This window comes from Cellulosimicrobium funkei, assembly GCF_001019615.1.
GTDB classification, from domain to species: domain Bacteria; phylum Actinomycetota; class Actinomycetes; order Actinomycetales; family Cellulomonadaceae; genus Cellulosimicrobium; species Cellulosimicrobium cellulans_E.
In genome coordinates this window covers 15,527-27,361 of sequence record NZ_JNBQ01000026.1, presented here as the reverse complement: position 1 = coordinate 27,361, position 11,835 = coordinate 15,527, and the positions used below count along the sequence as shown (strand labels likewise).

The 11,835-nt window shown below is 71.8% G+C and carries 8 protein-coding genes; all 8 read right to left on the bottom strand.

The window, feature by feature from the left end; translation table 11 throughout:
• Positions 1 to 52: 52 nt before the first annotated feature.
• Entirely contained in the window at positions 53 to 3,565 is a 3,513-nt protein-coding gene (rpoB, locus tag FB00_RS15360; protein ID WP_047233806.1) for a DNA-directed RNA polymerase subunit beta, read from the bottom strand.
• 525 nt (positions 3,566 to 4,090) lie between these two features.
• On the bottom strand, positions 4,091 to 4,480 hold the full coding sequence (gene rplL, locus FB00_RS15355; protein ID WP_021483444.1) for a 50S ribosomal protein L7/L12: 390 nt from the start codon (positions 4,478 to 4,480) through the stop codon (positions 4,091 to 4,093).
• Between the two features lie 114 nt (positions 4,481 to 4,594).
• A complete protein-coding gene (gene rplJ / locus FB00_RS15350) occupies positions 4,595 to 5,125 on the bottom strand; it encodes a 50S ribosomal protein L10 (RefSeq protein WP_021483443.1) in 531 nt (176 codons plus the stop codon).
• Positions 5,126 to 5,444: 319 nt separating this feature from the next.
• Positions 5,445 to 5,768: a hypothetical protein gene (locus FB00_RS15345; RefSeq protein WP_047233805.1), complete on the bottom strand. Its 324-nt coding sequence runs from the start codon at positions 5,766 to 5,768 to the stop codon at positions 5,445 to 5,447.
• 152 nt (positions 5,769 to 5,920) lie between these two features.
• Positions 5,921 to 8,467, bottom strand: a complete 2,547-nt coding sequence (locus tag FB00_RS15340; RefSeq protein ID WP_047233804.1) for a CHAT domain-containing protein — start codon at positions 8,465 to 8,467, stop codon at positions 5,921 to 5,923.
• A gap of 7 nt (positions 8,468 to 8,474) precedes the next feature.
• A complete protein-coding gene (locus tag FB00_RS21250; protein ID WP_052877720.1) occupies positions 8,475 to 10,295 on the bottom strand; it encodes a S8/S53 family peptidase in 1,821 nt (606 codons plus the stop codon).
• A gap of 146 nt (positions 10,296 to 10,441) precedes the next feature.
• Positions 10,442 to 10,939 carry a carboxypeptidase regulatory-like domain-containing protein gene (locus FB00_RS15330; RefSeq protein ID WP_047233803.1) on the bottom strand — a complete coding sequence of 166 codons (498 nt, stop codon included), beginning with the start codon at positions 10,937 to 10,939 and terminating at the stop codon, positions 10,442 to 10,444.
• Positions 10,936 to 11,571: an RNA polymerase sigma factor gene (locus FB00_RS15325; protein ID WP_047233802.1), complete on the bottom strand. Its 636-nt coding sequence runs from the start codon at positions 11,569 to 11,571 to the stop codon at positions 10,936 to 10,938. Before FB00_RS15325 ends, FB00_RS15330 begins: the two co-directional genes overlap by 4 nt.
• Positions 11,572 to 11,835 lie beyond the last annotated feature (264 nt).

The window sequence follows — 11,835 nt, the reverse complement described above, 5'->3', positions numbered from 1 at the left end:
GGTGTGGGGGTCGTCGGCGGGAGCGGGGTGACCCGCTCCCGCCTGCCCGAGATCAGATCTCGTCGACGCTGGACGCCGCGTTGGGGCGGCGCGACAGGTCGATGCCGAGCTCTTCTGCTGCGCGGTACACGTCGTCGTCCGACTCCCGCATCTCGATGGACACGCCGTCGCTCGAGAGCACCTCGACGTTCAGGCACAGCGACTGCATCTCCTTGAGGAGGACCTTGAAGGACTCCGGGATGCCCGAGTCGGGGATGTTCTCGCCCTTGACGATCGCCTCGTAGACCTTGACGCGGCCGGGGACGTCGTCCGACTTGATGGTGAGGAGCTCCTGGAGCGTGTAGGCCGCGCCGTACGCCTCGAGGGCCCACACCTCCATCTCGCCGAAGCGCTGTCCACCGAACTGCGCCTTACCACCCAGCGGCTGCTGCGTGATCATCGAGTACGGTCCGGTCGAGCGCGCGTGGATCTTGTCGTCGACCAGGTGGTGCAGCTTGAGGATGTACATGTAGCCCACCGACACGGCCTCGGGGAACGGCTCGCCGGAGCGGCCGTCGAAGAGGCGCGCCTTGCCGTCGGCGCCGACCATGCGGTCGCCGTCGCGGTTCGGGATCGTCGTCGAGAGCAGGCCCGTGAGCGCGTCCTCGTGGACGCCGTCGAACACCGGGGTCGCCACGGGGCGACCGGGCTCGGACGTCGCGGCGATCTCCGGGACGTTCTCCCGCCAGGAGAGGTCCTTGCCCTCGGCCAGCGAGATGTCCCAGCCCTGCTTCGCGACCCACCCGAGGTGCGTCTCGAGGACCTGGCCGACGTTCATACGACCGGGGACGCCCAGCGGGTTGAGGACGACGTCGACCGGCGTCCCGTCCGCGAGGAACGGCATGTCCTCGACGGGCAGGATCTTGGAGATGACGCCCTTGTTGCCGTGACGGCCGGCGAGCTTGTCACCGTCCGTGATCTTGCGGCGCTGCGCGATGTAGACGCGCACGAGCTGGTTCACGCCCGCGGGCAGCTCGTCGCCGTCCTCGCGGTTGAACTCGCGCACGCCGATGACCGTGCCGGACTCGCCGTGGGGCACCTTGAGGGACGTGTCGCGCACCTCGCGCGCCTTCTCGCCGAAGATCGCGCGGAGCAGGCGCTCCTCCGGGGTCAGCTCGGTCTCGCCCTTCGGGGTGACCTTGCCGACCAGGACGTCGCCCGCGCCGACCTCGGCACCGATGCGGATGATGCCGCGCTCGTCGAGGTCCGCGAGGACGTCCTCGGAGACGTTCGGGATGTCCCGCGTGATCTCCTCGGGGCCGAGCTTGGTGTCGCGCGCGTCGACCTCGTGCTCCTCGATGTGGATCGAGGAGAGCACGTCGTCCTGCACGAGACGCTGGCTGAGGATGATCGCGTCCTCGTAGTTGTGGCCCTCCCACGACATGAACGCCACGAGCAGGTTGCGGCCGAGCGCGAGCTCGCCCTCGTCCGTCGCCGGGCCGTCCGCGAGGACGGAGCCGGGCTCGATGCGCTGGCCCTCGTCGACGAGCACGCGCTGGTTGTAGCTCGTGCCCTGGTTGGAGCGCCGGAACTTCGCGATGCGGTAGCTGCCGGTCGTGCCGTCGTCGTTCGCGACGAGCACGAGGTCGGCCGAGACCTCGGTGACGACACCGGGCTTCGTCGCGACGACGACGTCGCCCGCGTCGACCGCCGCGCGCCACTCCATGCCGGTCCCGACGAGCGGGGCCTCGGAACGGACCAGCGGCACGGCCTGACGCTGCATGTTGGCGCCCATGAGGGCGCGGTTGGCGTCGTCGTGCTCGAGGAACGGGATGAGCGCGGTCGCGACCGACACCATCTGGCGCGGCGAGACGTCCATGTAGTCCACCTGTGCGCCGGGCACGATCTCGACCTCGCCGCCCTTGGTGCGCACGAGCACGCGCTCGTCCGCGAAGGAGCCGTCGACGTTGAGCACCTGGTTCGCCTGCGCGATGACGTGGCGGTCCTCGTCGTCGGCCGTGAGGTAGACGACCTCGTCGGTGACCTTGCCTGCCTCGACCTTGCGGTACGGCGTCTCGATGAAGCCGAACGGGTTGATGCGCCCGTACGACGCGAGCGAGCCGATCAGACCGATGTTCGGGCCTTCAGGGGTCTCGATCGGGCACATGCGGCCGTAGTGCGACGGGTGGACGTCACGGACCTCCATGCCGGCGCGGTCGCGCGACAGACCACCCGGGCCGAGGGCCGAGAGACGACGCTTGTGCGTCAGGCCCGCGAGCGGGTTGTTCTGGTCCATGAACTGCGAGAGCTGCGACGTGCCGAAGAACTCGCGGATGGACGCTACGACCGGGCGGATGTTGATGAGCGTCTGCGGCGTGATCGCCTCGACGTCCTGCGTCGTCATGCGCTCGCGCACGACGCGCTCCATCCGGGACAGGCCCGTGCGGACCTGGTTCTGGATGAGCTCGCCGACGGCGCGGATGCGACGGTTGCCGAAGTGGTCGATGTCGTCCGTCTCGACGCGCACCTCGACGGCCTCGCCGTTCCGGGTGCCCGGGATGGACGCGTGGTCGGCGTGCAGGGCCGCGAGGTACTTGATCGTCGCGACGACGTCCGAGACGGAGAGCGTGGAGTCCGTGAGCGGCGCGTCGATGCCGAGCTTCTTGTTCGCCTTGTAGCGCCCGACCTTCGCCATGTCGTAGCGCTTGGGGTTGAAGTAGAAGTTCTCGAGGAGCGCGCGGCCGGCCTCGACGGTCGGCGGCTCGCCCGGGCGGATCTTCCGGTACAGGTCGACGAGGGCCTCGTCCTGGGTGTGGACGTGGTCCTTCTCGAGCGTGTCGAGCACCGACGGGAAGTCGGCGAACTGCTCGCGGATCTCCGACTCGGTCAGGCCGAGCGCCTTGAGCAGCACCGTGACGGACTGCTTGCGCTTGCGGTCGACGCGCACGCCGACGGCGTCGCGCTTGTCGATCTCGAACTCGAGCCAGGCGCCGCGCGAGGGGATGATCTTCGCGGAGAAGATGTCCTTGTCGCTCGTCTTGTCGGCCGCGCGCTCGAAGTAGACGCCGGGCGAACGGACGAGCTGGGAGACGACGACGCGCTCGGTGCCGTTGATGATGAAGGTGCCGCGCTCGGTCATGAGCGGGAAGTCGCCCATGAAGACCGTCTGGCTCTTGATCTCACCGGTGTTGTAGTTGACGAACTCCGCGGTGACGAAGAGGGGCGCGGCGTACGTGAAGTCCTTCTCCTTGCACTCGTCGGCCGTGTACTTCGGCGGCTCGAAACGGTGGTTGGAGAACGACAGCGACATCGAGGACCCGAAGTCCTCGATCGGGGAGATCTCCTCGAAGATCTCCTCGAGACCCGACGTCGAGGGCACGTCCTGGCGGCCGGCCGCGGCCGCGGCGGCGACACGCGCCTGCCACGCCTCGTTGCCGAGGAGCCAGTCGAAGCTCTCGGTCTGGAGGCCCAGCAGGTCGGGGACCTCGAGGGGCTCGTAGATCTTGGCGAAGGAGAGGCGACGCGATGCGGTGCGGTTCGCGATGGCGTCGGCGGTCGGAGCAGAAGGGGTGCGCGAGGCAGCCAAGAGGGGTCCTTCCCTGCAGATCGAAAGAACGCTGCACCGCCGGGCTGGACACGATCACCGCCGCCACGACACCTCGCGGACGCGCACGTACGTCGACGAGGGGGTCGGGGGTATCTGAGATCGGGGGCACAGGACAGCGCAAAGCGTGAGCATACCCCAAGAAGGCGTCGCCACACAACCCCGGGGCGCACTCCCCCGTCCGGCCCCAGACGCCTGCGCGTCTCACCGGTACTCGCGCGGGCCTCGTCGCCCGCCGTCGACCCGTCTCGCGGGTCGCGAACCTGCTGCCGTCGACCTCGCTGTCCTGCGTCGTCGACCCGCACATGGTGGCACACTCGTGGCCGTTCCGTGAAGCCGGTGCGCCCGCCCGGGTGCCCGACGACGTGCACGTCCCCGTCTGCGCCGCGCTCCCCGGCCCACCCACGCCGTCGTGCGGCAGGAACGACGACGAGGCCCGCACCCCGGGTCGGGGTGCGGGCCTCGTGCGGCGTGCTGACCGGTCCCGTCAGGACGGGACCGGCGAGATCACTTGAGGGTGACCGTGGCGCCGGCGCCCTCGAGGGCAGCCTTGGCCTTCTCGGCCGTCTCCTTGTTCGCGCCCTCCAGGACCGGCTTCGGGGCACCGTCCACGAGGTCCTTGGCCTCCTTCAGGCCGAGGGACGTGAGCGCGCGCACCTCCTTGATGACCTGGATCTTCTTGTCGCCGGCAGCCTCGAGGATGACGTCGAACTCGTCCTTCTCCTCCTCGGCCGGGGCGTCGCCCGAGCCACCCGCGGGGGCGGCGACCGCGACGGCGGCGGGGGCGGCGGCGGTGACCTCGAAGGTCTCCTCGAAGGCCTTCACGAACTCGTTGAGCTCGATGAGGGTGAGCTCCTTGAACTGCTCGATGAGCTCGTCGGTGCTGAGCTTCGCCATGATGGCGTTCCTTTCGGTCGGTGCTCGGCAGCGGCCCGGTGCGGGCCTGCCAGAAGCGGGGTGTGTGCTTGCGCTGCGTGGATCACGAGACCGGGGAGTGCCCCGGGCGCGGGATCAGGCGGCAGCGCCCTCCGATTCCTGCTTCTGACGCAGGGCATCGATGACGCGGGCGGCCTGGGCGGTGTTCGCGGTGAAGACGTAGGCAGCCTGGAAGAGCTTGGCCTTCATCGCGCCGGCCGCCTTGGCCAGCAGGACCTCGCGGGACTCGAGGTCCGCGAGCTTCGTGACCTCCGCGGCGGTCAGGGGGCGCCCGTCGAGGACACCACCCTTGATGACCAGCGCGGGGTTCGCCTTGGCGAAGTCACGCAGACCCTTGGCAGCCTCGACCGGGTCCCCGGTGACGAAGGCGATTGCCGACGGGCCCTGCAGGTCGGCGTCGAGTCCCTCGACACCGGCCTCCTTGGCCGCGATAGCGGTCAGCGTGTTCTTCACCACGGCGTAGGTTGCGTTGCCGCTGAGCGACCGACGCAGCTGCTTGAGCTGCGCGACGGTGAGCCCGCGGTACTCGGTCAGCACGGCAGCGTTCGAGTCGCGGAACTTGTCCGAGATCTCGGCGACTGCGGCTGCCTTGTCCGGCCTCGCCATGGCAATCCTTCCGGTGGTGGTACCACCGGCGTCCGTCCCGGAACGAGAACGAGCCCCGCGCAGGCGCGGGGCTCGCAGTCGCACGCACGGCGGGACCGGGCGGACGTCGTCGATTCGCTACCTGCGCTGGCCTCCACCTCGTGGTGGGACTTCGGTCCGTCACGTCCTGCAGACGGAGTCTGCGGGCAGCGTCGGACGACCGGCGGTCTTGGGTACACGCCCATCGTACGGGACGACGGCGGGTGCTCCAAACCGCGGCACGCGACAGACGCGCGACGAGGCCCCCGGCGCGCGGCGCGCCGGGGGCCTCGGGAACACGTCAGACCGCGACGGGCGCGAAGCCGCGACCCGCAGGCTTCTGCACGTGCGGCTGCGTGTACGGCGTGGGCAGGATACCCGCCGCCAGCGTCCAGTCGTGCGGCTGACCGTACGGCGTCGGCAGGACACCGGTCGCCGACTTCTGCAGCGGCGTGCTGTACGGCGTCGGCAGCACACCGGTCGCCGACTTCTGCAGCGGCGTGCTGTACGGCGTCGGGAGCACACCGGTCGCCGACTTCTGCAGCGGCGTGCTGTACGGCGTCGGGAGCTCGCCGAGCGCCGACGCCCCGGTCGCGAGACCGCCGGTCAGCAGCGCCGAGGCCATCAGGACGGTCGTGAGACGAGCAAGCGAACGCTTCATCATTCCCCCAGGAAGAACGGATAGATGCCGCAGATGCGACTGTCCCGACGCTATCGACGAAACGTGCGCCAGGTCCACGGTCGTCTCGGAGTCCGGGAGGTTGTTACACGGTGACTTCAGACGACGAGCGGGCCGAAGCAGACGAGCGGGACAGGCTCGGGCTCGTCGGCGATCGCACGAGCGAGCGCCGTCCCGGGCATGGCGCCGTCGCGCAGCTCGGCGTGGAGCGACGGCATGACGCGCGCGGCGACGTCGTCGCGCAGCGGGGCCACGCTCGCGATCACGGCGCGCGCGCCGAGCCGCAGCAGGACGCTCGTCAGGCCGAGCGACTCGCCGCCGATGCGTGGCGTCGAGAGCCCCACCTCGCACGCCGACAGGACGACCACCACGCCGTGCAGGTCGATGCCGTCGAGCTCGTGCGCGAACAGCGGGCCGTCGGCGAGGCGCAGCGAGGAGAAGAGCGGGTTGTCGGTCTCGTGCGTCCCGTGCGCAGCGAGGTGCACGACCCCCGCCGACCGGAGCCCCTCGACCACGGCCCCGCACGTGGCGCCCTCTCCCGCGAGTGCCTCGGCACCCTCCCACACTGACGCGACGAGCTTGGCCTCGGCGCCCGAGAACCGTAGCCCCGGGCCGGCGACGACGAGCGCGTCGTCTGCTCGGCGGACGGGCTCCCCACAGCGCAGGTCGACCCAGGAGTTCGCCCACGTCCGCCGGCCCCGCCGTGAGGGCAACGAGGCCCACGGGAGCGCGAGCAGGAGGTCGCGTGCGGCGAGGTGCAGGTCGCCCTCGGCCTCCAGGGGGACGACCAGGGCGTCGTCGAGCGCGGCGAGCGTACGCGTGAGCGACCCGACCGCCGCCTCCCGCATCGGGACGGGGATGAGCACGTTCGAGAGCACCGCGAAGTCGGCCCGGGCGCGGCGCACATGCTCCGAGACCGCCGTGCGCGACGCGAGCCGCACGAGCCGCGTCCGCTCTGCGGAGACGCGGACCGCGAGCACGTCGTCGCCGTCGAGCACCAGGTCGGCGACGACCGCCGCCGACCCGGAGGCGCCGAGCGCTGCGCGCAGCCGGCGCTCCGTCGCGGCGACCGGGGTCGTGGCACCTCCCCCGTGCTGCCACGCGCGCCGTCGCGCGTCGTCCTGCAACCGACGCGCCGCTCGCAGGTGGTCCTGTCGTCGAGCGAGGTGTGCCGGGTCCGAGGGAGCTCCGAGAGCACGTGCCACCTCGACCTCGCGACGTGCTGCGGCGAGGAGGTCCGCGAGGACCGGGTCCGACGGCGGTCGCACGCGGCCCGTGCCCGCGAACGCCGCACGGCCGCGCTCGACCGCGTCGAAGATGGTTCCCGGTCGCCGCGTCCGCAGCGCCGCCTCGACGTCGACGTTGCCGAGCCGGACCCCGTGCACCGCAGACGCCGTCACGGCATCGACGGAGCCGAGCCGCGCGCGGTGCTCGGCGAGGGCCGACTGCCCGCGACGAACCGCCCGCACACCGCCGCGACGGTCCCCGGCCACGAACGCGAGCTGGGCGAGGACGGCCTCGTGCTGCAGCCGCACGGGAAGCGGGGCGCGGTCGAGTCGCGCGGGGACCTCCGCGAGAACGTCCTGGGCGGCCGGGACGTCGCCCGAGGACACGAGCCACTCGGCGGCGAGGAGCCGAGCAGGGATCGTCACGCCAAGGCCCGCGACGCTGCCGAGCGCGCCGCCCTCGCGCGCGAGGTCGAGCGCCCAGGTCGCGTGCCGCCGTGCCGTCGTCGGTGTCACGTCGTCCGCGCGGTGCTCCGTGAGCGCCGCCTGCAGCTCCGCGACGCGGGCGCGCAGCATCCACGGGGCGTTTCCGAGCTGGTCGAACCGGCGCGAGGCCGAGCGCGCGAGCCGACGGGCGTCGGCGTACCGGCGCAGGCCGAGCACGACCCGCGACCGCACGAGATCCACCTCCGCGAGGTCGCGCACCATGCGGTAGCGCACGAGATGCTCTCGTGCCTCACGGAGTGCGTCGTCCGCCTCCGTGAGGAGCCCGGCGTCGAGCAGGACCTGCGCCCGATCGATCAACCCGACCGCGGCGTGCCGTTCCGGCGCCTCCACCGCCGCCTCGTCCATCGCCCTCAGCGCGGCGGGGAGGTCTCCGTGCAGGTACTCGGCGTACCCGAGGTTGTGGCGTGCCTTCGAGGCGACCAGGACGTCGTCACGCGCCAGCGCCAGGTCCACGGCACGCGAGAGGTCGTCCGTGGCTCCCGGGATGTCACCGAGCTCGAGCCGGAGCGATCCGCGGTTGAGCAGGAGGACGGGGACCTCGGGCGCGCTCAGGTCGACCACCCCCGTCAGTCCGCGGTCCATGGCACGCACCGCCTCGACCGCTCGGCCTGCACGGTGGAGCAGCAGGCCACGCTGTCCGTGCACGAGCACGAGCAGACCCGGCGCCTGCGCGCCGGAGACCGACTCGGCGGTCGACAGATACCCGAGGGCCTCCTCGATGCTCCCCGAGTGCTCGGCGACGCACTGCGCGAGGCCGACGAGCGAGCGCACCTGGACGTAGACGTCCGGAGCGTCGCCCGCGGCCTCGCGCAGGAGCGCTCGGTAGTGGCGTGCCGCGACCGCGAACCGCCCCTGGGCGTTGAGCGCGGCCGCGACGGCGAGGCGGTCTCTCAGAACGCTCTCACCGGCCACGTCACCCTCACCCCGTCGGTTGCTCCTCGGTCGGGACCAGTCCCGTCGACAGGGTAATGGCACCCCACAACCAGGCGCACCGCGCAGGGTCTCCGGCGCCCGGTGCGGAGAGATGCGGGTCCGGGTCCGGTCGTCCCGACGCGGCGTCGAGCAGATGCGACGCGAGCTCCCCGGCCAGGACCGGCGCGGCGAACGACGTACCGCTCCATGTCGCGAACCCTCCCTGGAAGCCCTCCGGGTCGATCGTCGCCCGGCGGCCGGGCCCCCAGAGCTCGTCGACCGAGCGCGACGGTGCCACGGCGCCGTCGATCGTCGTCGGAGCGGTGGACACGAGCGAGGCACCGGGTCGCGTGCAGGTGACCCACGGACCGTCGTTGCTGAAGAGCGCCACCGTCCCGTCAGGGTTGGTCGCGCCGACGGTCAGGACGGGCGGCTCGTCCCGGAGCAGCTTCTCGCCGGGCAGCGGCACCGGCGGCACCTGCTTGCGGTCGAGGCGGGGAGCGAAGGCGGCAGGGTAGCTCGGGCGGGTCTGCCCGTCGTTGCCGGAGGACACGACGACCAGGACACCGTAGCGCCGCAATGCCTTCAGCAGGGCCCCGAACGGGGCGTCGAACGCCGCGTCCTCCGGGCGCTCGTGGTAGTAGCCCAGCGAGAGGACGACCACGTCGACGGGCGCGTAGTCCGATCGGCCGACGAGCCCCAGCACGTGCCAGAGAAGCAGCCGGCGGAGCGACCGCAGGAGCTCACGCTCGGGGACGACCCCCGACCCCCCGTAGAGCCGCGGCGCGAGGATCACCGCGTCGGGGCACTTCTGGTGCACGAGCCCCGCGATGAACGTCCCGTGGCCCGCGACCGGGTCCAGCGGCCCGGTCAGGGGCGCGACCGAGACGCCTCCGATCTCCGGGTCCTCGTAGGCGTACTCGGTCTCCGGCAGCACGGAGAGCGGCTCGCCGAGCAGCATCGGCTCGCGGTCCACGATCTGCCCACGGCGCTCCAGGTCCTTGTCGAACCAGGGGTGTGCTCCGACACCGGTGTCGAGGACGGCGACCACGGGGCGACGGGTCCCGTCGGAGCCGACGAAGCGGTCGTCCGACGGGCCGAGTGCGCGCCGCGGGACGGGACCGACCCAGTTGACCGGTGTACGCCCCCCGGACCCCGCCGCCGCGTACTCGGCCGTACCCGCGAAGGGCAGGCCCTGGGTGTAGGGCAGACCCTGCGTGTACGGCAGGCCCTGCGTGTACGGCAGACCCTGCGTGTACGGCAGACCCTGGGTGTACGGCAGCCCCTGCGTGTAGGGGAAGGGCTGCACGTACGGCTGGCCACCGATGAAGGGCGACGGCGCGATCATGTGGTCCAACGCGAGGCGAGGGCTGCACCTGTCGTCAGGGCAGAGCCTGCCCTGGAGCTCCTCGATCAGCGACCACGCGTCGGGTAGCTCGCCCTGGCGATCGTCCCGGTACGTCAAGCGGACCGAGTATCCGAAGACGCGAAGAAGGTCCGCCGTCGTCTCCCCGTCCAGTCCAGCGCGGCGCACCAGCTCCGCGTCGTGGAGGCTCTCCTCCTGGACGTCGACCCGGAGGCCACGTTGCTCCGCGGCAGCCTCGAGCCACCGGAGCGAGCGGTTTCCCTCACGGTCGAACGGGGACTCCGGGACGAGGATCCGGTCACCGACGTACCAGGTCGGGTGGGGAGACGGCTTCCCCGCGCGACGAGGCGCCGAGACGGGGTCGATGGTCCGGGTGCGCCACTGCAGCCGGCTCGGACGGTCGCCGTAGTACCGACCGCCCTCCGGCGTCGGTTCGGTGGGCTGGTCTGGGGTCTCGCTCACGTGCTCCTCCTCGAGGGATGACGTTCAGTCGGTGCCGCGGGCGTCGTCGTCGACGGACAGCGGCTCGCGCGCGGGGGCGCGGAAGGAATGGGGGGTCGGGACGTCGTCGTGCCGCGGGCGAGAGGTCGCCCGCGGCACGACGACGGCTAGAGCTCGATGACCGGCGTGCTCACGGCGCCGCCGGCACCGTCGGCACGGCGCACGACGAGGCTCGCCGGGCCGCGGTCCACGGCGTCGAAGACGAAGCGGCCGTCGTCGTCGCTCGTGGTCTCGCTCACGGTGCCGGGGCGGTGCAGCTCGACGCGCAGCGCCGTCGCCGGGGCGGCCCAGCCGTCGATGCGGATGCGGCCGTCGTCGGTCGGCGAGAGCGAGATCATGACCGTGACGGACTCGGACGTGAACGTGATGGTGCGCGCCTCGACGGGAGGTGCGTCGCCCCGCACGGACATCTCCGGGACCTGGACGTACTCCAGCTCCATGACCTCGGCCTCGAGACCCGCGAGGGTGATCGCGAACAGCGACCGCTCCACGAGGCCGTCGGGCACGGGGTCGATCTCCTCGGCGATGCGCGCCAGCTCCGCGAGCAGCGCGAGGTCGACGGCGTCGAGCGGCTCGTCGGGGCTGTGCGTCGGCTCGGTGCTCATGATGCTTCCCACGATTCCCCCTGGTCGTCGATGATGTCGCGCAGCTTGGCGAGGCAGCGGCCGCGCGTGGAGCCGATGCTCCCGACGGGCATGCCGATCGCGGCCGAGATGGCCTTGTAGTCGGGTCGGTCGGCGAGCGACACGAGCCGCAGGAGCCGCCGGCAGCGGTCCGGCAGCTGGTCCAGCGCGGCCCACAGCGTGCGGTCGCGCTCGTTGCGGAGCACCTCGACGTCAGGCGTCGGGTCTCCCGAGGGCAGCTCCGGCACGCCCTCGTCCGTGTCGTCGGGGAGCTCGGTGCGGCGCTTCGCCTCGTCCCGGTGCTTGCGCACGGCCTCCCACGCGGCGCGCTTGGCCGTGATGAGCAGCCACTTCAGGACCGCGTGCGGCTCCTTGATCGTCATCGCGTTGCGCACGAGGGCGACCCACACGGTCTGGACGATGTCGTCGGCCTGCTCGCGCTCGACGCCCTGGGCGCGCACCGTGTGCCACAGCAGCGGCGTCGCCTCGCGGACGAACTCGCCGAGCGCGTGGGGGCGACCGTCCCGGTACTCGAGGAGCGCGAACGCACCCCGGTCCCCCAGGCTCAAGCCGGGTTCGTCGGTGTCGGCCACCTCGTCGGTCGTTCTCGTCATGGGGGGCACCGTCCTCGGCGCGCTCGTCCGGTCAGGCATCAGCGGGGGGTCCCCGGAAGCGCCTGATTCTAGGGCCGGGCCGGTGGGGTCGACAACCATCGTCACTGGTCACACCCCTCCTGGCTCGTGCGGCTGCGTCCCATCTCGCTCCTTCGACACGCGAGTCGGAGCGTCGGGCCGACACTCCTCCACCCGGACAAGAGGGCCGGGCCGCCCGTCTGATACATCCGTCGCCCACGGGTCTGCGCGACGCCGCCCACGCGC

Coding starts and splice junctions, on each gene's coding strand:
- rplL (WP_021483444.1), bottom strand. CDS start 4,480: ATGGCGAAGCTCAGCACCGACGAGCTCATCGAGCAGTTCAAGGAGCTC.
- rplJ (WP_021483443.1), bottom strand. CDS start 5,125: ATGGCGAGGCCGGACAAGGCAGCCGCAGTCGCCGAGATCTCGGACAAG.
- FB00_RS15345 (WP_047233805.1), bottom strand. CDS start 5,768: ATGGCCTCGGCGCTGCTGACCGGCGGTCTCGCGACCGGGGCGTCGGCG.
- FB00_RS15330 (WP_047233803.1), bottom strand. CDS start 10,939: ATGAGCACCGAGCCGACGCACAGCCCCGACGAGCCGCTCGACGCCGTC.
- FB00_RS15325 (WP_047233802.1), bottom strand. CDS start 11,571: ATGACGAGAACGACCGACGAGGTGGCCGACACCGACGAACCCGGCTTG.